Genomic DNA, 23,636 nt, shown 5'->3' on the forward strand with positions numbered 1-23,636 from the left:
GCGTCATCGCAGTCGGCGCAGCAGGTTCACCACCGCGAGCAGGATGATGGCGCCCAGCAGCGACACGATCAGGCTGGGCAGGCTGAAGTCATGCGCGTTGATGGTGCCGCCACCCAGGTAAGGCGACAGCAGCCAGCCGCCGATGAAGGCACCCACGATGCCGACCACGACGTTCATGAGGACGCCCTCAGGCGTGCGCATGAGCATGCTGGCAACCCAGCCGATGAGTCCGCCCACCACGAGCCAGATGATGATGTTCATGGAACCACTCCTTCAGTTGTTTGCCTGAAGGCTAGTGGTCCGTGCTTCGGAATGCAGCCGGTCAAGGCCGCAAGGTCGCGTCGGCCTCGTCCTACTCGCCCGGGTTCTCGGTGTCGCGCGCGGCGCGCAGTGCGGGCAGCCACTTCTCCAGCTCGCGCCGCAGCTGCTCCAGCATGATGGGCTTGCTGAGAAAGCCGTCCATGCCCGCGGCGCGAGCCATCTGCGCATCGCTCTCCAGCGCGTGGGCCGTCAAGGCGATGATGGGAAAGTGCGGCAGCACGCCGTCGCGCTGCATCGCGCGCATGCGCCGCGCGGCTTCCAGGCCATCCATGCCGGGCATCTGCAGGTCCATCAGCACGAGCGACGGCGTTGATTCCCCCACGCAGGCGAGCGCGTCCTCGCCGTTCTCGGCCATGCGCGAGGGCAGGCCCAGCGCGCGCAGGAACTCCTCGCCGATGAGGCGGTTCACTTCGTTGTCTTCCACCATCAGCACCGGTGCCAGGGTGGCCAGCGCCGTGGCCTTGAGCTCGATCCTGGGTTCGGACTTCGCGGTCCGCTCGCCGGTGAGCAGGCGCAGGTCGCGCGGCGTGAGCGGCAGCAGCACCAGCGGAATCTGCAGGTTGCGGGCCATGCGCTCGAAGCGCGTGTTCAGCCAGTCCGCGCGAACCAGCAGCGCGATGCGGGCATGCGGCAGCGCGGCGCGCAGCGAGTGCAGGTCTGCGTCGGCATCCAGCACGTGTTCGGGAATCATCACCAGCCGCGGCTGGCGCTCCGCCGGCGTGGAGCGCGCATGCACGATCGCCTCGGGCACGCCTTGCAGGTGGGTGGAGGTCCAGCCCAGGCGCTTCAGGCGCTCGGCCATCAGCAGCGCAGGCCGTTCGCGCTTGTAGAGCAGCCAGGCGTGCCCCGGCGGCGGGTCGGCCAGCGGATGCGGGTCGCGTGCCACCTTCAGCGGCAGCTCGACGGTGAACACCGTGCCTGTGCCCTGCGAGCTGCGGGCGCTGATGTCTCCGCCCATGGCCTGCGCCAGGCCACGGGCGATCGTGAGGCCCAGTCCCGTGCCGCCGTGGCGGCGCGCGGCGCTGGTGTCGCCTTGCTCGAAGGCGTCGAACAGCCGCGCCAGCTCGCCGGGGGCGATGCCCGGCCCGCTGTCTTCCACGCTCAGCAAGGCGATGCAGTCGTCGCCTTCGGTGGCGCGCACCTCGGCGGCGATCTTCACGTACCCGTGTTCGGTGAACTTCGCGGCGTTGCCGATCAGGTTGGTCATCACCTGCCGCGTGCGCGCCGCATCGCCGTGCACCCAGGTGATGTCGCCCTGGTAGTCGTACTGCATGGACAGGCCCTTCTCGCGCACCAGCGGCACGACCGAGCGCATGGCCTCGGCCATCGCGTCGGAGAGGTCGAAGGGCTCGGTGTTGATGGGCAGCCGCTCGGCCTCGATGCGCGAGACGTCCAGCACGTTGTTGATGACCTGCAGCAGGGCCTGGCCCGACTGCATGGCGACCTCCAGGTAGCGCCGCTCCGAGGTCGATTGCGTGACCCGCAGGGCCAGCTCGTTGAGCCCGAGGATGCCGTTGAGCGGCGTGCGGATCTCATGGCTCATGTGCGCCAGGAAGCGCGACTTCGCCTGGTTGGCCGCGTCCGCCTCGCGGCGCTGGCGCTGGGCTTCCTCCAGCGCGGCGGTGAGGCTGGCGGTGCGCTCGCGCACCTCGTCCTCCAGCTGCCGGCGCTGCTGTTCGAGCAGCAGCAGGGCGTCTTTCTCGAGGGTGACGTCGCTCACCGCGCCGGTGATGAGCTCCGGTTCGCCGTCCTCGCCCAGCCACACGCGGCCGCGCCCGCGCAGCCAGCGCCACTTGCCGTAGCGGTCGAGGAAGCGCCCCTCGTAGGAGAAGCTGCCGCGCTGGCGGATCGCCTCGTCGTACTGCGACAGGAAGGCCTCGCGGTCCTGCGGATGCAGCCGCGCGTTGACCACGTCGCGGTCGTCGGGCAGCTCGCCATCGGCAAAGCCCAGCAGCTCGCGGAAGCTGCGCGAGTACCAGCTGACGTTGGTGCGCAGGTTGCGCTCCCAGAATCCATCGCGCGAGCCGATGAGTGCGCGCTCCATCCGGCGCACCCGCTCCGCGTCGTCGATGCCTGCCTCGCCGAGGCCCAACTTGTGGCGAAGATCGGCCAAGGGCCTGTCATTCATCGCACCACTTTACGCGCCGTCCTGGTGCGTGCTTCTCCTGGAAACGCCTAGTACCAAACCGGCCGCGGGACCTTAGCGGCGGAACTTCCCGTCGGGTCCGATGATGGACAGGTCCGCGTATTCCAGCCCGGTGTGGTCGTTGGGGCCGTAGGTCACTTCCAGTCCGCCGATGTCCACTTTCTTCATGCCCTCCATGGCCAGCCGCAGCTTGTCGCGGGTGGGGTTGGCGCCGGCGCGCTTGAGGCCTTCCACCAGCACCTTGGCACCGGCATAGCCTTCGAGCATGGCCGGCGACACGTCGGCGATGCCTTTCTTCGCCGCCAGGTCGCTGGCCTCCTTCACGATGGGCGCGGCCAGCGAGCGTTCATAGGGGAAGATCTGCGACACGATGGTGCCGCGCGCGTACTCGCCCATCTGCTTGATGAAGCCGCCGGACGCGTTGTTGGAGACGGTGACGATCTGCGCCTTCGATCCGGCGGTGCGAAGCAGCCGGGTGGCATCCGATACCGCGCCCGCCGAGCCGATGATGAACACGGCTTGCGTCTGCTGTGTCGTGACCTTTTGCACGAGGCTGGCAAAGTCGGGCTTCGTGCGGTCGAACTTCTCGACGAACACCGGCTTGATCTTCGCCTTGTCGAAGCCCTTCTGCGCGCCGGTGGCGCAGTCGGCGCCGAAGGTGTCGTCCACGTGCACCAGCGCGATGTGCGTGACGCCGATGCTGGTCAGGTGCGTGATGGCCTTCTCCGCCTCGCGCTGGTAGGTGGCGCGCACATTGAAGATCCAGGGGTTCACCGGCTTGTGCAGGATCATCGCGCCGGTGGATGGCGCCACCAGCGGCACCTTGTACTTCTCCAGCAGCGGCTTGATGGCTTCGGTGTGCGGCGTGCCGCGGTTCATGAACAGCGCGATGGCGTTCTTCTCGGTGATGAGCTTCTCCGCGTTTTCCGCTGCCAGCTTGGGCTCGAACTTGTCGTCCAGCGAGACGAGCTGCACGCGCTGGCCGTTCACGCCGCCCTGTTCGTTGATCCAGTCGATGTAGAGCTTCGCCCCATCGGTGTTTTCCTTGACGCCCGCCGCGGCGGGGCCGGTGAACCCGGAGGTCTGGCCGATGACGATGTCGGCGTGGGCGGTGGCCGAGGCCAGGATCGAGCAGGCGAGGACGAGGGCGCGTGCCGTGGGCTTCATGCTTGTCTCCTATCGTGCGATCTCGTGCGATCGATGAGGCGGACCGCCCGGGCTTCCTGGCGCCGGGTCTGGCTGTCCCTCCCTGGGGCGAAGTGTTGATCCGAAGCCTTCTGTGCGGATTGTGGAAAACCGACACACGGACCGGCAAAACGTGCAAAAGACCTCACCGGACAGGAATCCCGCACGTCCCTAGAATGTTCCGCTCCCCTCTCGGAGACCCCTTCCCCCATGACCTCCGGCCTCATTCGAATTCGCGGCGCCCGCCAGCACAACCTCAAGAACCTGGACCTCGACATCCGCACCGGTGAAATCACGGTGGTGACCGGGCCCAGCGGCTCGGGGAAGTCCAGCCTGGTCTTCGACACGCTGTATGCCGAAGGGCAGCGCCGCTACGTCGAGACCTTCAGCGCCTACGCCCGCCAGTTCCTGGACCGCATGGACCGCCCCGCGGTGGACCGTGTGGACGGCGTGCCCCCGGCCATCGCCATCGACCAGACCAACCCGGTGCGCACCTCGCGCTCCACGGTGGGCACGATGACCGAGCTGAACGACCACCTCAAGCTGCTGTGGGCGCGGGCTGCCGAGCTGTTCGACCGGCAGACGGCGCAGCGGGTGCGGCACGACACGCCCGAGACGATCTACGCGGAGCTGGTGGCGCGCACGAAGGCGGCCGACCCGCGGGTGGTGGTGACCTTCCCGGTGGAACTGCCCGCGAGCACGACGGCCGAGGAGGTGGAGCAGTGGCTCGCGGCCAGCGGCTTCACCAAGGTGCAGGCGGAACGCGAGGTGGCCTCGCCCACGGGCGCACGCAAGGTGCTCGACGTGGTGGCCGACCGCTTCCGGGTGCAGGGGGCGGAGAAGGTCCGCGTCGTGGAGGCGATCGAAACCGCGCTGAAGCGAGGCAGTGGCCGGGTCAATGTCTACGCGCTCGCCGCCGATGAAGGCGAGGGCGAACTCTGGCGCTTCTCCACCGGCCTGCACTGCCCCGACAGCGACATCCGCTACGCCGACCCGCAGCCGGCGCTGTTCTCCTTCAACTCCGCCATGGGCGCCTGCGAGACCTGCCGCGGTTTCGGCCGCGTCATCGGCGTCGACTACGGCCTGGTCATTCCCGACCATCGCAAGACGCTGCGCAGCGGCGCCATCAAGCCCATGCAGACGCCGGCCTGGAAGGAGTGCCAGGACGACCTCATCAAGTACGGCGGCGAGGCGGGCATCCCGCGCGACACCGCCTGGGCGCAGCTCACGGAGTCGCAGCGCGACTGGGTCATCAACGGCTCGCCGAACTGGAACGGCAACTGGAACAAGCAGTGGTATGGCGTCAAGCGCTTCTTCGAGTACCTGGAATCGAAGGCGTACAAGATGCACATCCGCGTGCTCCTGTCCAAGTACCGCAGCTACACGCCCTGCGAGGCCTGCGGCGGCGCGCGGCTGAAGACCGAGGCGCTGCTGTGGCGCCTGGGCAGCAAGCAGGACGCCGATGCCGTGCTCAAGCCCGAGAAGCGCTTCATGCCGGTCGGCGTGGCCTGGACGCGCGCGCAGCTCGAAGCGCTGCCCGGCCTGGTGGTGCACGACCTCATGCTCATGCCCATCGTGCGTATCCGCAGCTTCTTCGACGGCCTCACGCTGCCCAGCAGCATGCTGGACGACGCGCTCAAGCTGCTGCTTGACGAGATCCGCACGCGGCTGAAGTACCTGTGCGACGTGGGCCTGGGCTACCTCACGCTGGACCGCCAGAGCCGCACGCTCTCGGGCGGCGAGGTGCAGCGCATCAACCTGACCACGGCGCTCGGCACCTCGCTCGTGAACACCATGTTCGTGCTGGACGAGCCCAGCATCGGCCTGCATCCGCGCGACATGAACCGCATCGTCGAGGCCATGCACCGCCTGCGCGACGCCGGCAACACGCTGGTGGTGGTGGAGCACGACCCGGCGGTGATGCTCGCGGCCGACCGCCTCATCGACATGGGCCCCGGCCCCGGCGAACGCGGTGGCACGGTGGTGTTCGACGGCACGCCCGAAGAGATCAAGCGCGCCGACACGCTGACCGGCGCCTACCTGGGCGCGCGCAAGCACGTGGGCATGGGCATCAAGCGCATGGTCAGCGAATCCACGCCCAGGCTCATCCTCGAAGGCGCGCGCGAGCACAACCTGAAGAACGTGAGCGTCGAGTTCCCGCTGCAGCACATGGTGTGCGTGACGGGCGTGTCGGGCTCCGGCAAGAGCACGCTGATGCAGGACGTGCTGTTCCCGGCCTTGTCGCGCCACTTCGGCAAGCCCACCGAGACGCCCGGCGAGCACGAGCGCCTGCTGGGCGCCGACTGGCTGGCCGACGCGGTGTTCGTGGACCAGTCGCCCATCGGCAAGACGGCGCGATCGAACCCCGCGAGCTACGTGGGTGCCTTCGACGAGATCCGCAAGCTCTTCGCCGAGGCGCCCCTGGCCGTGCAGCGCGGCTACGGCGCGGGCATGTTCAGCTTCAACGCGGGCGACGGCCGCTGCCCCACCTGCGGCGGCTCGGGCTTCGAGCACGTGGAGATGCAGTTCCTCTCCGACGTGTACCTGCGCTGCCCTGACTGCGACGGCCGCCGCTACCGCGCGGAAATCCTGGACGTGAAGATCGACCGCCGCCTGCCCGGCGACGTCATCCGCGACCTCAGCGTGGCCGACGTGCTGGAGCTCACCGTGAGCGAGGCGGTGCAGCTCTTCGCCAACGACCGCGAGGTGGTGCGCGTGCTGCAGCCCATCGTGGACGTGGGCCTGGAATACGTGAAGCTCGGCCAGCCCGTGCCCACGCTCAGCGGCGGCGAGGCGCAGCGGCTCAAGCTCGCCGGCTTCCTGGCCGAAGCCGCGCAGAACAACACCGCGAGCAAGCAGGCGGTGGCCAAGAAGGGCACGCTCTTCATGTTCGACGAGCCCACCACCGGGCTGCATTTCGACGACATCGCCAAGCTGATGCGCGCTTTCCGCAAGCTGCTGGACGCGGGGCATTCCATCATCGTCATCGAGCACAACCTGGACGTGATCCGCGCGTCGGACTGGCTCATCGACCTCGGCCCCGAAGGCGGCGACGAGGGCGGACAGGTGGTGGTCACGGGCACGCCCGAGGAGGTGCGCCGGCATCGCACGTCCCACACCGCGAAGGCCTTGTCCGAATACGACCTGTCGCTGGGCCACCAGGGTGTTGCGGTGGAAGAGGGCCGGCCGCTGCAGAGCATCCTCAAGACCGCCCGCGACGAGCGCCGCGCAAGCGAGGAGGTGATCCGCATCGTGAACGCGCGCGAGCACAACCTCAAGTCGCTGGACGTGAGCATCCCGCGCGGCAAGTTCAGCGTCATCACCGGTGTGTCGGGCTCGGGCAAGAGCACGCTGGCCTTCGACATCCTGTTCAACGAAGGGCAGCGGCGCTACCTCGAATCGCTGAACGCCTATGCCCGCAGCATCGTGCAGCCCGCGGGTCGGCCGGAGGTGGATGCGGTCTACGGCATCCCGCCCACCGTGGCCATCGAGCAGCGCCTGAGCCGTGGCGGCCGCAAGAGCACGGTGGCCACCACGACCGAGGTGTGGCACTTCCTGCGCCTCTTGTACGTGAAGCTGGGCATCCAGCATTGCGTGAACGACGGCTCGCCGGTGAAGCCGCAGAGTGCGGAGAGCATCGCTGCGCAGATCCTGCGCGACCACAAGGGCGAACACGTGGGGCTGATGGCGCCGCTGGTGGTCAACCGCAAGGGCGTGTACACCGACCTCGCCAAGTGGGCCAAGGCCCGCGGCCACACGCACCTGCGGGTGGACGGCGAGTTCCTGAAGGTGGACCCGTGGCCGCGCATCGACCGCTTCAAGGAGCACACCATCGAGCTGCCGGTGGGCGACCTGGTGGTGTCGGCTGACAACGAGGCCGCGCTGCGCGAGATGCTCGCGAAGGCGCTGGACCTGGGCAAGGGCGTGATGCACCTCCTGAGTCCGCTGGAAGGCCTGCGCGGGGCCATGCTGGCCGGCACGCCCACGCGCAAGCTGGGCGAGGTGAAGGTGTTCTCCACCAAGCGTGCCTGCCCGCTGTGCGGCACCAGCTACCCCGAGCTGGATCCGCGCATGTTCAGCTACAACAGCAAGCACGGCTGGTGCACCACCTGCGTGGGCACGGGCCTGGCGCTGACGCGTGAGCAGCGCAAGGCCTACGACGACTCCATCCGCGACGACGACAACAAGGGCCGCGAGCAGAGCTTCCCGTCGGAGGAGGCCGAGGTCGAGGGCGTGGTCGACGAGCCCTGCCCGGATTGCAGCGGCACGCGCCTGAACCCGGTGTCGCGCGGCGTGACCTTCGAGTCGCACTCCATCGCATGGATCGCGCAGTGGTCGGTGACCGATGCGCGCAAGTGGGTGGAGAGCCTGCAGCTCCTGGGCCGCGATGCCGAGATCGCGCGCGACGTGATCACAGAAATCCACAGCCGGCTCGAATTCCTGGAGGAGGTGGGCCTGGGCTACCTCACGCTCGACCGCGCGGCGCCCACGCTCAGCGGCGGCGAGGCCCAGCGCATCCGGCTGGCGGCGCAGCTGGGCAGCAACCTGCAGGGCGTGTGCTACGTGCTGGACGAGCCCACCATCGGGCTGCATCCGCGCGACAACCAGATCCTGCTCGATGCGCTGCACAAGCTGGGCGACAAGGGCAACACGCTGGTGGTGGTGGAGCACGACGAGGACACCATCCGCCGCGCGGACCACATCATCGACATTGGTCCCGGGGCGGGCAAGCGAGGCGGGACGCTGGTGGCCCAGGGCACGGTGACGGAGCTGGCGTCGCATGGCACGTCGGTGACGGGGCGCTTCCTGGCGCATCCGCTGGTGCACCCGATTTCGCAGCGGCGTGCCGTGGCGTCTGCCGGCACCATCGCGCCGCTGATGCCGCCGAAGGACCCGCCGGCCAAGGGCAAGCGCAAGTCCGCGAAGCTGCAGGTGATCGACGAGCCCGTGGCCGCGGCGCCGGGGCGCGAGGTGCTCACCATCGTCGGCGCTTCGCTGCACAACCTGCAGAACATCACCGTCGATGTTCCGCTGAAGCGCCTGGTGGCTGTGACCGGCGTGAGCGGCTCCGGCAAGTCCACGCTGGCGCGAGACGTGCTGCTGTCCAACCTGCAGTTCGTCAACGTGCGCGGCGCCAAGCCCAAGTGGCAAGGCTGCGAGCGCATCGACGGCTGGCAGCAGATCGACCGCGTGCTCGAGGTGGACCAGACGCCCATCGGCAAGACGCCGCGTTCGTGCCCGGCCACCTACATCGGCTTCTGGGACACCATCCGCAAGCTCTTCGCCGACACGCTGGAGTCGCGCGCCCGCGGCTACCTGCCGGCGCGCTTCAGCTTCAACACTGGCGACGGCCGCTGCCCGGCCTGCGAAGGGCAGGGCATGCGCACCATCGAGATGAGCTTCCTGCCGGACGTGAAGGTGCCGTGCGACGTGTGCCATGGCCAGCGCTTCAACCCCGAGACGCTGGCGGTGAGCTGGCGCGGCAAGAGCATCGGCGACGTTTTGCGCATGGAGGTGGACGAAGCGGTGGAGTTCTTCGCGTCGATGCCCAACATCTCCTACCCCTTGCAGTTGCTGAAGGACGTAGGGCTGGGCTACCTCACGCTGGGACAGCCCTCGCCCACACTCTCAGGCGGCGAGGCGCAGCGCATCAAGCTCGTCACCGAGCTGACCAAGGTGCGCGACGACGTGACCCGGCGCGGCAACAAGGCGCCGCACACGCTGTACGTGCTGGACGAACCGACCGTGGGCCTGCACATGGCCGATGTGGAGAAGCTGATCCGCGTGCTGCATCGGCTGGTGAACGGCGGGCACAGCGTGGTGGTGATCGAGCACGACCTCGACGTGGTGGCCGAGGCCGACTGGATCATCGACCTTGGGCCAGAAGGGGGCGTGCGCGGCGGCACCGTGGTGATCGAGGCGCCGCCGGAGGCCGTGGTGAAGTGCAAGGCGAGCCACACCGGGGCGGCGTTGCGGCCGGTGCTGGCGCGGGTGGCTTGAGGTGTTGTCTCAGGATCGGGCTTCGCGGCTCGATCCGGGGACGACGGCCTGCTCAAGCCTTCTTGGGGCGCTTGGCAGCCAGTGCTTCTCCCAGAATGCCTTCTGGTTTGCATTGGCCGCCTGCAATGGCCTCTTCAATGAAGGGCTTCGACTTGGCTGTGCTGTCGACCATGTATTCCGCAAGTGTCCACGTCTGAGCGGCACGCAGTCCAAGGCAAGCGCACATCGGTTCGACGGAAGCTCGGAGTTGTTCTTCCGGAAACGGCTTGGGTGAAGGGTTGCCCGAGCGTTCCGCCGCGGCCGCATAGTCGCGTCGTGCGGGCAGCATGATGGTCAAGGTGCAGCCCGACGTGTAGGTCTCCAGTTGCAACCGAGACCAGCCATCCTTCAATGGCGGCAGAGGAGCCTTGTCTTGCGCGACCGCGTAGCCTGCCCAGGTCATTGCCAGAAGGATCAGGGTCTTGATGCATGGGTGAGTCATGGTCCCCCTCCGTGAGGTGGACCGCCGTCGTGCGGGGGCAGTCCGTCGAATGGGCGCCACCACGTGCAGTCCCGCGCCGCGCCTGTGTTGAACTGCAGATAGTTTCCACCACCGTTGGGAGGCTGATCCCAGCGGCGGTCGATCGGGTGGCCGGCGAGGTGGCAGTACAGCAAGGTCCCGACGGCGCCGTGGGAGACGAAGGCGATGGCGCCTGATGTCTGGTCGTCACGGATGGCTTGTTCCACTGCGGCTACCACACGAGCCTGAGCATCCACGGCTCGCTCCCATCCACGCACCGATGTGGTCGAGTGAGTGAAGAACTCCGTGGCCACGCGCTCGAACTCGTCCGGTGGCAGGAAGCCGGTGGCGGAGCGGTCGTTCTCGCCGAGTTCGGCGATGGTGGTGATGGGCAGCGACAGGTGCACGGCCAGGATCTGCGCGCCGTCGACTGCCTTCTGCTCGTCGCTGCAATACACGGCGGAGAGGTCGGGTATCCACGGCTGCGACAGCCCTTCATGCATGCGGCGGCGCCCAAGCTCCGAAAGAGGCCAGCGCGGCACGGGTACGTCGCGGCTGATCACGACGTTTGGGTGGGTGATGAAGTAGACCTGTCGGTGCATGGTTGCAGTGACTCTTTTCTAGCGCTTGGGCGTTTGCTCGTGCTGGCGGCGTTGCCACTGCTGCATGGCGAGCAGTTGCTTCATTGGAGTTTCTCGGGCGCTTACGCCACCTTCAATCGAACCACCGGCCGCGTCGGTTTCCGACGCGCGACTTCATTGAACCCTTCGCGGTCATACATGGACTTCGAACCAAACCACATCGAGTCATCGCCAGAACGATCTGGCTTGTCCACCGGATACGCCTCCAGCAAGGTGGCTCCGCGGCTTTTTGCGTACTTGACCGCGCCAGCCAGCAAGGCTTGCGCTACGCCCTGACCACGGTACTCAGACGGCACGACGAAGCAGACGATCGACCACACGGGCTGATCGTCCACGGCCTTCATGACGGACGATCTCACCAGCTTGGCGAACTCCTCGCGCGGTCCCAGCGACACCCACCCCACGGGGACCTTGCCGCGGTACCCGATCAAACCCGGCGGCCTTGCATGGTCCACGAGGGCCTTCAACTCCTCCCGCCGCACCTGCGCTCGCGTCATGCCCGCAGGCAACGGATCCGGCGCTCCACTGTGCCGATAGAACATGCACCAGCAGCCTCTGGCCACCGAACAGCCTCGGGCGTTGAAGATGGCCTCCAGATCGGGCCAGCGTTCGGGCGTGAGGGGATGAACGACCAGCTTCATGCGAGCGTCATTGGTGAGTGTGGCCCGCATTGTGGCGCGCAAAGGAAAACGCCCCGTCGAAACGGGGCGTTCATGCGGACGAATCAAGCCATCGGCGTCAGCGCTTGATCTCCAGCCAGTTCAGGTTGAATCCGCCCGCCAGCGCCTTCACGGCGATCTGCTGCTGCCCCGCACTCAGGTTCACCTGGTGCGACACGGTGGTCCAGTTCTGCCAGCCGCCTGTGGCCGGCACGTCGACCGTGCCGTACACCGGCGAGCCGCCGGCCTTCTCCAGCTGGATCACGCCGCCGCCCGGCAAACTCGCCACTCGGTACGAGACGGTGTAGGTGCCGCTGGATGGTACGTTCACGTTCCACACGATCCAGTCGTTCGCATCGATCCAGCCGACGTTCTGGCCGCCTTCGGTGCAGGCCTCGGTCTGGACGCCGGACATCGTCGCCCAGGCCTCGGCCTCGATGTGGATGCTGGGCCCCGTCAGTTCCGGCCCGCGCGAGAAGGTCGCGTCGTTGCGGTCAAGATCGGTGTAGATGTTCTCCACGTACAGCAGCGAGTTGCGGTGCCGCAGGTAGCGGCCCGGGAAGTTCCACGACTCGAAGGACGTGGCCCCCGAGTTGGCCAGGCCTGCGCGCTGGTTGAAGGTCGCGTCCTGCTTGAACAGGGTGGAACCATCGGCCGCATCCAGCCACACTTCGCCGTTGCGGTGGCGCAGGTAGCTGCCGGGGAAGTTGCGCGACTGGAAGGACACGCCGCCTCCCGCGAGGCCGGGCACCATCGTCCAGTTGCCATCGGCCGGCGGCGACACGCTGCCGGCCGGGTCGATGCGGCCGCGGCTGTTCTGGTGGCGGATCACGTTGCCCGCGATGTTCTGGCTGGTCCACGAGCCCACGGTGCTCGCGGCGCCCGCCTGATAGACGCGCACATAGTCCACGTACATCTTCGCGGGCAGGGCACCGTCGTCGATGTTGAAGCCGGGCCAGTTGCCGCCGACAGCCATGTTCAGCAGCAGGAAGAAATCGCGCTGGAACTCATCGGTACCGCCAGCGCCGTTGGTGATGTCGATGACGTGATACTGCGTGCCATCGACAAACCAGCGGATGGTGGTCGGGTCCCACTCCACCGCGTACACGTGGTAGTTCTGGACGCTGGTGGCCATGTGGCCGCCGTAGGACGCATGCGTGCCGTCGTTGGCCTGCCAGTGCACCGTGCCGTACACGTCGGCGCCGGTGTTGATCTGTTCCATGATGTCGATCTCGCCCGAGGCGGGCCAGCCGACGGTGCCGATGTTGCTGCCCAGCGCCCAGAACGCGGGCCAGGTGCCCTGCTTGGCCGGCAGCGCGATGCGCGCTTCGATGCGGCCGAACTTGAAGCTCTTGTGCCCCTGCGTCTTCATGCGCGCCGAGGTGTAGCGAAAGCCCCCGAAGTCTTCGCGCTTGGCGGTGATCACCAGCGCATCGTTCTCCACCGTCGCGTTCTCGCGGCGGTAGTACTCCAGCTCGTTGTTGCCCCAGCCGCCCGAGCCATTGCCGATCTCGAACACCCAGTCAGGGCTGATGCTGCCGTGGAACTCGTCTTGCCAGACGAGTTGCCAATCGGCGAACGCAGAGGGCGCCAGCATGAACGCCCAGAGCAGGGCGAGCCAGCGCAAGAAAGGACGCAGCAAATACACGATGGGTTCCCTCCTGTAAGAATTTGAAAGCGCTTTCCATTTCCATGTTCCAACGTTTTGGAACCGCTTTCATCGGAGAAAACCCGTTCGCGTTGCACCCGGTTGTGACCGGGTGCAACGCTGCTGCCCCGCAGCAAGTCAGCCGCGCTCGACGAAGGCCTTGAGCCGGCCCAGCGCCTGCTCCCACTGCCGGCCGATGAGCTCCAGCGCCTGGCGCGCCTCGTCCAGCTGGGATGGCTCCAGCTGCCACAACCGCTCGCGGCCCGACTTCACGTCGTGGACGACGCCGGCATCAGCCAGCACCTGCAGGTGCTTGGTCACGCCCTGCCGGCTGATGTCGGTGCCCGCGGTGAGCTGCGCGATGGAAAAGGCGCCGCCCGCGCAGAGCACCGCCACCAGCTTGAGGCGCGTGGGGTCGCCCAGGGCCGCGAACACGCCGGCCAGCGCCTCGCTGGATTGCACGAGGCCTGAGAGGGTCTTATTGGCTGGCATGGCGGGCGATGTTCTTCAGTTGCGCCGCCCAGCCCCCGTCGTTCATGCGGAAGGCTTCCAGCCGGCGCTGCGGCGGCACCTTGTCGAAGCCCGATTCCACCACCGTGAGCAGCGTGCCCTGGCCGGGCGCGTCCTTCAGGGTGAAGGTGACGAGCGTGGGCTCTTCCTGGTCGTAGTCCACCGCGGGATCGATCGGGGCGGGGTGCCAGCGGTAGGAGAACAGGTTCTGCGGCTCGATGCGATCCACGACCGCGTCGAACCAGACGTTGTCGTGGCCGCAGCCCGAGACCAGCCCGCGCACGCGCTGGCCGGGCGCGAAGGTCTGGCCCTTGAGGTCGGTGCCGAACCACTGGCCGAATTCTTCGGCATTCGACAACGCGCGCCACACGCGGTCGCGCGGGGCCTGGATGACGATGTGGCGTTCGATGCGGTCGGTGGCGGCGGGCTTTTCCATCAGGACGGTACTCATGTGGGGTGGCTCCTAGGTTAATGGGTCCGGGTCAGATTTCTGCGGTGGCGGGTTCGGCCTCATGCGGCGTGCCGTGGCCGGTCTCCACGAACTGCTGCAGGCTGCCGAGGAAGTGGTTCCAGGCGTCGTTGCACAGCCGGTAGCACTCCAGCGAAGGGTCGAGGCCGATGTGCTCGAAGTCGAGCCGCGTGCGGTGCGGGCCGTCGGGCGCGAGGCGGAACACGAGTTCGGTGCCCACCCATTCATCGCGGCGCTTGAACTGGCCGACGGCGATGTGCGCGCCCGTGCAGCGCCAGCGCACCTCACGCAGCGGCACCAGCCGCTCGATGCGCAGGTGCTTGTGGGTCGCGCCGAAGCGCAGGCGGATCTTGCCGCCGACCTCGGTGTCGACCTCGCAATCCTGCGTCCACCAGCCGCGCAGTCCGGCCGGTGTGGTGAGCGCCGCGTAGACGGCGGCAGGGCGCGCCTCGAGGATGAGGATTCGCTGGTAGTGGTTCATCGGGACCTCCATGGGCAACTTAATGGTTGCGTGTTTGGATTGTGTGCGAGACCGATCGAATAGGCAACTATATGGTTGCATTATCCTGCAGCACCCCAGGGTCTTTCGGACAGCCGCTGTGTCAGCGACGGCTGGTGATCCCGTCTTCCTCGGTGGTGTGGGAAGGAAGTGCGAAACAATCGACCGGTCTGCCCACCCCAGTCGATACCCGATCCCATGACTTCCTGCTCTCGGACGCTGACCTGCTTCTCGTTCCTTTTGTTCGCTGCGGCCGCCGATGCCAGCGACGTTCCTCCCATCCAACGTGTCGCGGCACCCGGTGGCGGAACCTGTGAATACGGGGCACCCGAAGTGCCCCGCAGCATCCAGGCCATGACGGGCTTCAGAAGCGCCACGGTGACTGGGCGTGTCGACATCGTCGCCAACTCACCGCCGGCTGCCGTGGTCATCGAGCACAGCTCCGGGTTTACCGAGCTTGATGAGGCGGTGCTGGTCGCCATGAGAAAGATCCGGTGCCAATCACCGGCCGCGAAACCCCAGATGTTCTCGGCGCTTCAAACCTTTGTCTTCAACCTCGACTTCGCCGGCGGAATTCCGGTGACCGCGGAGTCAGCACGCTTGTTCGCCGGCCTGGGACGTTATTTCGATGGCCTGCACATGCCCGCGGAGGCCGACGCAGCTTACGCCGATGCCATTCGCGCGAATCCGCAATATGCCTTGACCTATTCGTACCGGGCCGACCTGCGCGAGCGCAATGGGCAGCTCGCCGAGGCACTGGCAGATCTCGACGAAGCCATCAGGTTGGACCCCCAGTACGCCTGGGCCTTGCGGCAGCGGGCTGGCCTTCGGCTGAAGATGGGTGACGCCGATGGCGCCGAGGCGGATCGCAAGCTGGCCATGACCTTGATGCCCCGCGTCAACGAGAACTGGACGGTCGGACGGCTTCTCTTCAATGCTCACGACTTCAAGCATGCCGCGGCGTCCCTGCGCAGGGCGGTCCGTGACCGGCCTGACAACGCCTACCCAGTGATCTGGTCTTACGTTGCTTCCATGCGCGCAGATGATGCTGGTCGCGCCGCAGATGAACTGAACGCCGATATCGGGCGGTTAGACGCCAAGGCCTGGCCTTATCCGGTCATCAGCCATCTTCAAGGCAGGCTGTCCGCTGATGCGTTGCTCGCCGCGGCAAGAGGCGCTGACGATGCCCAGCGGGCGGAACGTGTCTGCGAGGCCAACTTCTACATGGCGCAGAAGGAACTGATCGGCCAGCACGAGCAAGCGGCCCAGCCCCTGCTCGAAGCCGCGCGGCGAGACTGCCCAAAGACATTCATCGAATACACCGCCGCGGTCGCCGCGCTGGATCGGATGTCATCGGCGAAGTAGCTGGCTTCAGGTCTGCATGGTGAGTCAGCCGGCCGTCAGCACGCCATTTGCAAGCGGATGTTCCAGCCCGGGGTTTCCACGCTCATTCAGGGTCTTTCCTGCTCCCCAAAATGCCCATCGGGTTGTGTTGGCATGACCTGCACGCGGCCCGATCCCATCCACCAGACGTCGCCGCGCCCACACCATGGGCGCCAGGCAGCGCATCGCCAGGAGAGACCCATGAAGACGGGACAGGCTGCCATTGCCGCAGCCGTGCTTGCATCCTTGACCGCCGCCGCGAGCGCCGGCATGCCTTTCCCCCACGCGGGCACGCCGCAGCCGCAGGACGCGGGCGCCTTGTCGCTCGCGCGCGGCAACGGCACGATGACGGTGACTGTCGCGCTCAAGCTGCGGCAGACCGACGAGCTCGAGCGCCTGGTGCGCGACCTGCACACGCCGGGTCACGCGAGCTTTCATCGCTTCCTCACGCCGGCGCAGTTCCAGGAGCGCTTCGCGCCCTCGCGCGACACGGTGGACCAGGCCATCGCGCACTTCCACCAGGCCGGCCTGAGCGCCACGCTGGAAGCCGGCAGCCTGCTGCGAGTGACGGGCAGCACCACCGCGATGGAGAAGGCCTTCAACGTGCAGCTGCATGCCTTTGACGTGGCTGCGCATGGCAAGAGCGGCGGCTACCGCTTCCGCGCGCCGGTGGGTGAACCCAGCGTGTCGTCGGCGGCGGTGGCGAGCAAGGTCGAGGCCATCATCGGCCTGGACGATCGGCCGCGCTTCCGTCCGCACCTGCGCAAGCCCGTGATTGCGCAGGCCTCCAATGCGATGGCGCGTGCCTTGCGCGCGCCGTCGGCGGGCGCCGGCAACGACCCCGGCAACTGGACGGTGACCGACCTGGCCCGCTACTACAACGTGCAGCCGCTGTACGACAAGGGAGTGCATGGCGAAGGCCGCACCATCGGCATCATCACCTTCGCGTCGATGACGCCGAGCGACGCGTTTTCCTACTGGAACAGCCTGGGCCTCGCGACGAATCCGAAGCGGCTGAAGATCGTCGACGTGGACGGCGGCCCCGGTGCGCCCAGCGACGATTCGGGCTCGGACGAAACCACGCTGGACGTCGAGCAATCCGGCGGCATCGCGCCGGCGGCCAAGGTCATCATCTACCAGGCACCCAACACCGACCAGGGCTTCATCGATGCCTTCGTCAAGGCCATCAACGACAACACCGCCGACAGCCTGTCGGTGAGCTGGGGCATCTGGGAGTGGTTCGACACGCAGTCGCAGGTGAAGGTGCCGGGCAAGAAGAACACGGTGGATGCGCTGCATGCCTACAACAACCTCTTCCTGCAGGCGGCGGTGCAGGGCCAGTCGCTCTTCGCCGCTTCAGGCGACGACGGCGCCTACGATGTGAACAACGCCGGCATCGCACCGGTGCCCGACTTCAGCAAGACGCTGAGCGTGGACTCGCCCGCGTCGTCGCCGTGGATCACCGCGGCCGGCGGCACCACGCTGCCGGGCGACCAGCTCTACAGCGGCGGCACCGTCACCATCAGCATCCCGCACGAACGTGTGTGGGGCTGGGACTACCTCACCGACCTGTGCGCCTCGCTGGGCTACGACCCGGTGGCCTGCGGAATCTTCCCCGCGGGCGGCGGCGGCGGCGTGAGCGCCTATGTGCCGATGCCGTTCTACCAGGAGTGGGTGTCGGGCACGCGCCGCACCGAGCCCGGCCAGACACTCACCGACAACACCACGACACCGCCGTCTGCCGTGGTCGCGCTGCCGGGCGGCTTCCGCGGCCGCAACGTGCCGGACGTCTCGCTCAATGCCGACCCGAACACCGGCTACATCGTGGCCTATACCTCTGACGCGACGGGCTTCGGCATCAGCAACTACTTCGGCGGCACCAGCTTCGTCGCGCCGCAGCTCAACGGCATCACCGCGCTGCTCGCGCAACGGGTGAAGGGGCGCATCGGCCTGCTGAACGTGCCGCTGTATGCGATCGCGGCCACGCCCTTCGCCTACGGCAATCCCTATGCGCCGCTGCGCGACATCAAGAGCGGCAACAACTGGTTCTACAAGGGCCGTCCGGGCTACGACCAGGGCAGCGGCGTGGGCACGCTGGACGTGGACAACCTCGCGCAGGCGCTGCTGCTGCTCGGGTATTGAGCCACCGTCCGTTCAGGCTGAGCCTGTCGAAGCCTCGCGCAACTGGTTGCGGCCGGCGCGCTTGGCTTCGTAGAGCGCGGCATCGGCCCGCGCGATGAGTTCGGCCGGCGTGTCGCCCACGCGCACGTCGGCCAGGCCGATGCTCATGGTCACGCGCAGCCCGGCCGTGGCCTGCTCCCACGGATGCGCCTCCACCGCGCAGCGCAGCCGCTCGCACACGTCGCGAGCGATCTGCGGCGATGTGTCCACGAACACGAAGAGGAACTCCTCGCCGCCGATGCGCGCCACGAGGTCGCGGGTGCGGGTCTTCACGCGGAAGATCTGCGCTGCCGAGCGCAGCACTGCATCGCCCACCGCGTGGCCGAACCGGTCGTTCACGTGCTTGAAGTGGTCGAGGTCTGCCACGGCGATGCACAGTGGCGCGTTCGATTCCAGCGCCCGCGCCACGATGCGCGGCAGGTCTTCATCCACGCGGCGCCGGTTGGCCAGCCGCGTGAGCTGATCCTCCAGCGTGTCGCGCTGCAGCTCCGCGGTGCGCGCTTCGAGCTGGCGCTTCTCGTCTTCCAGTTCCTTGCTGCGCAAGCGCTGCAGTTCGGCCTCCAGGCGCGCACGCTCGCCGTCCATCAAGGCCTTCTCGACGTCGATGCGGTTGACCATCAGCCGCGCCTGCGCATGGCTTTGCAGGGCGGCCCGATGCAGCTCCAGCGCGTGGTAGGCCTCGCAGTGGTGCAGCGCCGGCTCGAACCGGCGTGCTGCCTTGTGGGCGCGGTACAGGGCCGAGTGCACGCGCATGCGGGTGGTCTCCTGGTCGGCGCTTTCCAGTTCGGCGAGGGTGGCGTCGAGCACCGACACTGCCTCCTCGTAGCGGCCTTCCTGGATCAGCACCTCGCCGATGTTGTGCCGGCTGCGCAGCTCCACTGCGCGGTAGCCGTGCTCGCGCGCCTGCTGCACGGTCTCTTCCAGCACGCGATGCGACTCCGCGTACTCGCCGGCCAGGCCGAGCACCTCGCCGAGGTTGCCTTGCGTCACCGACAGCCGATAGGCATCGGCATGCCGGCGTGCGAGCGACACCGACTGCCGGCCGTACTGTCGCGCCCGCTGCAAGGCGGCGGCGGACAGGTCCTTCTCGCCGCGCTGGCGGAAGTGGTAGAAGGCGCTGATGGCCGTGGCCATGAGGTTGTTCAAGGCGCCCAGCACCTGATTGTGGTCGTTCAGCTCGCGTGCCTGCCCGAGCGACTGCAGCAGGAATTTCTCGCTCTGCGCCGGATCGCCCAGCCGGTCGAAGCACACGCCGATGCGGTTGAGGGCCTGCACCATCTGGGCGTCGAATTTCTGCTCGCGCGACTTGTCGAACGCGGCGGTGGCGCACTTGAGCGCCTCTTCATGCAGGCCAAGCTCCGAATACGAGATCGCCAGCAGGCACAGCGTGTCGCACTCCTGCCGTCCGCCCAGCGGTGCCCAACGCTTGACGGCTTCGCGCGCGGCCATCACGGCCAGCTCGAATTGCCCGAGCCGCCAGCGGTGGGCGGCCAGCAGCGAGTAGGCCTGCGGCACTTCGGTGGAGTCTGTGGCGTCGTGGGCCAGGGACAGCGCCTGCTCGGCCAGCTCCACGCCACGCAGGTGCTCGCCGCTGTCGTGCGCGGCCTGGCAACGCACCAGCAGCTCGGCCACGGGCGAGCCCGTTGTAGCGTGAGGAGCGACGGCGGATTCAGGCATGGTCGGGGACTGCACGAAGGGGAATTGTCCCGCCTCGTCTCCCGTCACGGGCGCGCCTTGGCGACAAGCCGCCGGGGTCATCCGTGATGGGCATCACGGAGCGCGCGCGGATCGCCCCTGAGGCGCGGGTTTCAGGCCCGCTGCAGCGCCTGCTTCACCCGCCATCCCAGCAGGACGGCGATGACGACGGCATACACCGACACCTCGGCGAAATTGTTCTTGGCCGCCTTCATCCAGAAGAAGTGCAGCAGGCCCAGCAGCACAGTGGCATAGACCAGTTTGTGCAGCGCCTGCCAGCGCTTCGCTCCCAATGCCTTGATGGCGCGGTTGAACGAGGTGGCCGCCAGCGGAATCATCAGCACGAAGGCAGCGAAGCCCACCAGCGCGAACGGCCGCTTGGGGATGTCGTGCGCGATGGTGTCCAGGTCGAAGGACATGTCCAGCCACGAGTAGGCCAGGAAGTGCAGCACCACATAGAAGAAGGCGAACAGGCCCAGCATGCGGCGAAAGCGCGCCAGCGCGGGCTGGTTCGTCCAGGTGCGCAGCGGCGTGACGGCCAGGGTGATGCACAGGAAGCGCAGCGTCCAGTCGCCCGTGGCGCGGATGAGCGCCTCGGCCGGGTTGGGGCCCAGCGTGTCGGCGAATGCGCCGTAGAACAGCCATGCGAATGGCAGGGCGCACAGCACGAACAGCAGGGGCTTGGCGGCCGGGTGCAGCAGCAGGGGCTTCCTGCGGACGGTGGGCGACGCGGCGGCAGGTTTGAGCACGGCGGACATGGTCAGAAGTACTTCGCGAGGTCCATGCCGGCGTACAGCTGGCCCACCTGGGGCTCGTAGCCGTTGAACATGAGGGTGGGACGCTTCTTCTGGAACAGGCCGTCCTCGCCGATGCGGCGCTCGGTGGCCTGGCTCCAGCGCGGGTGGTCTACCTTCGGGTTCACGTTGGAGTAGAAGCCGTATTCACCGGGGTTGGCCTTGGCCCAGCTGGTGCGAGGTTCCTTCTCCACGAAGCGGATCTTCACGATGGACTTGCCGCTCTTGAAGCCGTACTTCCAGGGCACGATGGCGCGCACCGGTGCGCCGTTCTGGTTGGGAAGCACCTCCCCGTACAGGCCGAAGGTGAGCAGGGCGAGCGGGTTCATGGCTTCATCCATGCGCAGGCCCTCGACGTAGGGCCACTCCAGCACGCGCGAGCCGACGTAGGGCATGGTCTTGGCATCGGCCAGCGTCACGAACTCCACGTACTTCGCGTTGCCCGTGGGCTCCACGCGCTTGATGAGTTCCGACAGCGAGTAGCCCACCCAGGGCACGACCATGGACCAGCCTTCCACGCAGCGCAGGCGGTAGATGCGTTCTTCCATCGGTGCGAGCTTGAGCAGCTCGTCGATGTCGAAGGTGCGCGGCTTCTTCACCTCGCCTTCGATGGCCACCGTCCAGGGCCGCGTCTTGAGCGTGTGGGCGTTGTGGGCGGGGTCGGACTTGTCGGTGCCGAATTCGTAGAAGTTGTTGTAGCTCGTGGCGTCCTGGTAGGAGGTGAGCTTTTCCATGGTCATGGCGCCCGACACGCTGGTGCGTGCGCCGGGCAGGGCCGCCAGCTTGTTGGGGCGCGTCACCTGCGCCATCGCCTCGCGCCCGGCCCAGGTGGCCAGGCCAGCACCGGCGGCGCCCACGGCCATCAGCTTGAGCAGGCGGCGGCGCTCCTCGTACACGGTACGCGGCGTGATCTCGGCGGAGGGCAGCGTGAAGCCCCGGTCTTTGAGGAAGTGCATGGCGTGTTCGATGGCGAGTGGAAGGGCTGGTTCCCGGTAGGTCGGACGGCGGACGGCGCTTCTTACGCCCGCAGCCGCGGCATTTGTCACGGTCGGTACCTGTGCGCCAACCGGCACCAGGACATACGCAGCCGGTGCGCGCTCAGATGACGTCGCCGAAATCCGTCGGTTCGAACAGCCGCAGCGAGTTCTTGGACACCCGCTCCCGGAAGGTCTTGCGTGCGAACAGCTTGGCCTGCGCCTCACCGGGCAGGTCGGTGATGTTGATGATGTTCTTGACGATCAGCGTGTCGATCACGTCCTCGATCACCCGCACGAAGTCGGCGTCGAGCCGGCTGAACTCCTCCGGCTGCTTGGAGGTGTTGCCCACGAAGGCCTGCACGTCGGGGTGCCGGTCGTCCAGGTATTCGACCGCTTCGAGCGAGCGCTCGCGGTGCAGGCTGGTGATGGTTCCTTCGGCATTGCGGCGTACGTAGGGCATGTGCGTGCAGTCGCGGAAGTCGAGCTTTTTAGACTATACGCGCCTGAAATGCCCGTGACGCCAAAGAAAAAGGGCCGGTGCGAGACCGGCCCTTTCGGCGTGGATGAGGGGGGATCAGCGCAGGCCGGCGATGTAGTCGGCCACGGCCTTGATTTCCTTGTCGGTCATCTTGGCGGCGACGCCGGCCATCTGCGGGCTGTTCTTGCGCGTGCCCGCCTGGAAGGCCACGAGCTGGGCGTAGGTGTAGTCGCTGTGCTGGCCGGCCAGGCGCGGGTACTGGGCGGGGATGCCGGCGCCGTTCGGGCCGTGGCAGCCGGCACAGGCGGCGATGCTGCGGTCAGCCAGGCCGCCGCGGTAGATCTTCTCGCCCAGGGCGACCGAGTCCTTGCTCTTGGCGAAGCCGGGCTTGGCCTGCTTGCTGGCGTAGAACGCGGCCACGTTCTTCATGTCCTGCTCTGTGAGGCCGGACGCGAAGCCCTTCATCACAGGGTTCGAGCGCTTGTCGGCCTTGAACTCGCTGAGCTGCTTGACGATGTAGTCGGCATGCTGCCCCTGCAGGATGGGGTTGGCCGGGCTGCCGCGCGAGCCATCATTGGTGTGGCAGGCACCGCACACCTCGGTGGACTTGGCCTGCCCCTTGGCGATGTCAGGCTTGGCCGATGCCGGCGCGGCTTCGTTCGCGAAAGCCGTGGTAGCGGCCAGGGAGAGCAGGAAACCGGACAGCAGGAAGGCAGCTGACTTCATGACGGTGGATAGCGCTGTTGAGTGCGTTGTTGGGTGCAAAACCCGCGGATTTTACAATGACGGCTTTGAGCGTCCCTCATGACTGACACCAACCAGGCCGAGAATCCCGGCAACACCCCGCCGGCCGACGACAAGCTCGCCCTGGCCTGGACGCACACCGCGCGCTTCCTGACCACGGCCAGCCAGCTCGATCAGCTGCCCCCCACCGAGCTGCCGGAGATCGCCTTCGTGGGCCGCTCCAACGCGGGCAAGTCCACCGCCATCAACACGCTCACCCAGCAAAAGCGCCTGGCCTTCGCCTCCAAGACCCCGGGCCGCACCCAGCACATCAACCTCTTCGAGCTGGGCCCCAAGCTCGCACCCGACGCGCTCTTCGCCGACCTGCCGGGCTATGGCTATGCGGCAGTGGCGCGCGATGCCAAGGTGCGCTGGCAGAAGGTGATGGCCGACTACCTGGAGATCCGCCGTTCCCTGGCCGGCGTGGTGCTGATGGTCGATCCCCGCCTGGGCTTCACCGACCTGGACCGCCAGTTGCTCGAATTCGTCTCGCCGCGCGTGGGCAACGGCTCGGTCAAGCTGCTGGTGCTGCTGACCAAGTCCGACAAGCTCAACCGTCGCGAGGCCGACAAGGCCGTGGCCACGGCGCAGGAGGTGCTGGGCGAGATGACCACCGAAGAAGCCGACGTGGCGGTCAGCCTCTTCTCAGCCTTGAACAAGAAGGGCGTGGGCGATGCGGCCTGCGTGCTCTACGACTGGGTGCGAAACGCCGCATGAACTCCGGCGCATCAAACGTGTCACACGCCGGGCGCAACATCCAGCCGCTAC

General features: G+C 67.3%; 19 protein-coding genes. 4 read left to right on the forward strand and 15 right to left on the reverse strand.

Going from position 1 to position 23,636, the window contains the following annotated elements; genetic code table 11:
• Positions 1–3: 3 nt before the first annotated feature.
• From DZC73_RS18745 to DZC73_RS18755, 3 genes are all read right to left on the reverse strand, one after another.
• The gene (locus DZC73_RS18745) at positions 4–261 is read right to left on the reverse strand and encodes a GlsB/YeaQ/YmgE family stress response membrane protein (RefSeq protein ID WP_124541893.1); all 258 of its coding nucleotides are present in this window, start codon (positions 259–261) and stop codon (positions 4–6) included.
• Between the two features lie 91 nt (positions 262–352).
• Positions 353–2,434, reverse strand: coding sequence for a PAS domain-containing hybrid sensor histidine kinase/response regulator (locus DZC73_RS18750; protein WP_161974645.1), 2,082 nt, complete (start codon positions 2,432–2,434; stop codon positions 353–355).
• A gap of 87 nt (positions 2,435–2,521) precedes the next feature.
• Positions 2,522–3,634, reverse strand: coding sequence for an ABC transporter substrate-binding protein (locus tag DZC73_RS18755; RefSeq protein ID WP_124541895.1), 1,113 nt, complete (start codon positions 3,632–3,634; stop codon positions 2,522–2,524).
• Between the two features lie 228 nt (positions 3,635–3,862).
• Between DZC73_RS18755 and uvrA the strand changes: the two genes are divergently transcribed.
• Positions 3,863–9,652, forward strand: coding sequence for an excinuclease ABC subunit UvrA (uvrA, locus tag DZC73_RS18760; RefSeq protein WP_124541896.1), 5,790 nt, complete (start codon positions 3,863–3,865; stop codon positions 9,650–9,652).
• 52 nt (positions 9,653–9,704) lie between these two features.
• Here the strand turns inward: uvrA and DZC73_RS18765 are convergent, their stop codons facing one another.
• The 7 genes from DZC73_RS18765 to DZC73_RS18795 all read right to left on the reverse strand — a co-directional run bounded on the left by DZC73_RS18765 (position 9,705) and on the right by DZC73_RS18795 (position 14,559).
• Positions 9,705–10,133, reverse strand: coding sequence for a hypothetical protein (locus DZC73_RS18765; RefSeq protein WP_124541897.1), 429 nt, complete (start codon positions 10,131–10,133; stop codon positions 9,705–9,707).
• Positions 10,130–10,753: a histidine phosphatase family protein gene (locus DZC73_RS18770; RefSeq protein WP_124541898.1), complete on the reverse strand. Its 624-nt coding sequence runs from the start codon at positions 10,751–10,753 to the stop codon at positions 10,130–10,132. Before DZC73_RS18770 ends, DZC73_RS18765 begins: the two co-directional genes overlap by 4 nt.
• A 101-nt stretch (positions 10,754–10,854) precedes the next feature.
• The gene (locus DZC73_RS18775) at positions 10,855–11,433 is read right to left on the reverse strand and encodes a GNAT family N-acetyltransferase (RefSeq protein WP_124541899.1); all 579 of its coding nucleotides are present in this window, start codon (positions 11,431–11,433) and stop codon (positions 10,855–10,857) included.
• 97 nt (positions 11,434–11,530) lie between these two features.
• Positions 11,531–13,099: an AbfB domain-containing protein gene (locus tag DZC73_RS18780; RefSeq protein WP_124541900.1), complete on the reverse strand. Its 1,569-nt coding sequence runs from the start codon at positions 13,097–13,099 to the stop codon at positions 11,531–11,533.
• Between the two features lie 138 nt (positions 13,100–13,237).
• Positions 13,238–13,591 carry an ArsR/SmtB family transcription factor gene (locus DZC73_RS18785; protein ID WP_124541901.1) on the reverse strand — a complete coding sequence of 118 codons (354 nt, stop codon included), beginning with the start codon at positions 13,589–13,591 and terminating at the stop codon, positions 13,238–13,240.
• Positions 13,578–14,060, reverse strand: a complete 483-nt coding sequence (locus tag DZC73_RS18790) for an SRPBCC family protein (protein ID WP_235835194.1) — start codon at positions 14,058–14,060, stop codon at positions 13,578–13,580. The genes DZC73_RS18785 and DZC73_RS18790 overlap by 14 nt, the downstream gene beginning before the upstream one ends.
• A 31-nt stretch (positions 14,061–14,091) precedes the next feature.
• Positions 14,092–14,559, reverse strand: a complete 468-nt coding sequence (locus DZC73_RS18795) for an SRPBCC family protein (RefSeq protein WP_161974646.1) — start codon at positions 14,557–14,559, stop codon at positions 14,092–14,094.
• Between the two features lie 216 nt (positions 14,560–14,775).
• Between DZC73_RS18795 and DZC73_RS18800 the strand changes: the two genes are divergently transcribed.
• Both DZC73_RS18800 and DZC73_RS18805 read left to right on the forward strand, forming a co-directional pair.
• Positions 14,776–15,942: an energy transducer TonB family protein gene (locus tag DZC73_RS18800; protein ID WP_124541903.1), complete on the forward strand. Its 1,167-nt coding sequence runs from the start codon at positions 14,776–14,778 to the stop codon at positions 15,940–15,942.
• 219 nt (positions 15,943–16,161) lie between these two features.
• Positions 16,162–18,102, forward strand: a complete 1,941-nt coding sequence (locus DZC73_RS18805) for a S53 family peptidase (protein ID WP_161974647.1) — start codon at positions 16,162–16,164, stop codon at positions 18,100–18,102.
• A gap of 12 nt (positions 18,103–18,114) precedes the next feature.
• On the opposite strand, the gene DZC73_RS18810 is transcribed toward DZC73_RS18805, so the two are convergent.
• The 5 genes from DZC73_RS18810 to DZC73_RS18830 form a co-directional block, all read right to left on the reverse strand.
• Positions 18,115–19,818, reverse strand: a complete 1,704-nt coding sequence (locus DZC73_RS18810; protein ID WP_124541905.1) for a GGDEF domain-containing protein — start codon at positions 19,816–19,818, stop codon at positions 18,115–18,117.
• Between the two features lie 131 nt (positions 19,819–19,949).
• Positions 19,950–20,594, reverse strand: coding sequence for a protein-methionine-sulfoxide reductase heme-binding subunit MsrQ (locus tag DZC73_RS18815; protein ID WP_124541906.1), 645 nt, complete (start codon positions 20,592–20,594; stop codon positions 19,950–19,952).
• A gap of 2 nt (positions 20,595–20,596) precedes the next feature.
• Complete coding sequence (msrP, locus tag DZC73_RS18820) at positions 20,597–21,586, reverse strand: protein-methionine-sulfoxide reductase catalytic subunit MsrP (protein ID WP_124541907.1); 990 nt, start codon at positions 21,584–21,586, stop codon at positions 20,597–20,599.
• A gap of 142 nt (positions 21,587–21,728) precedes the next feature.
• Positions 21,729–22,067 carry a hypothetical protein gene (locus DZC73_RS18825; RefSeq protein ID WP_124541908.1) on the reverse strand — a complete coding sequence of 113 codons (339 nt, stop codon included), beginning with the start codon at positions 22,065–22,067 and terminating at the stop codon, positions 21,729–21,731.
• Positions 22,068–22,181: 114 nt separating this feature from the next.
• Positions 22,182–22,811, reverse strand: coding sequence for a c-type cytochrome (locus DZC73_RS18830; RefSeq protein WP_124541909.1), 630 nt, complete (start codon positions 22,809–22,811; stop codon positions 22,182–22,184).
• Between the two features lie 78 nt (positions 22,812–22,889).
• Here DZC73_RS18830 and yihA point away from each other — a divergent pair, with 78 nt between their 5' ends.
• Positions 22,890–23,585: a ribosome biogenesis GTP-binding protein YihA/YsxC gene (gene yihA, locus DZC73_RS18835; protein ID WP_124541910.1), complete on the forward strand. Its 696-nt coding sequence runs from the start codon at positions 22,890–22,892 to the stop codon at positions 23,583–23,585.
• The last annotated feature ends 51 nt before the right edge of the window (positions 23,586–23,636 follow it).

Origin of the sequence: Rhizobacter terrae (assembly GCF_003852895.1) — a bacterium.
Lineage (GTDB): Bacteria > Pseudomonadota > Gammaproteobacteria > Burkholderiales > Burkholderiaceae_C > Albitalea > Albitalea terrae.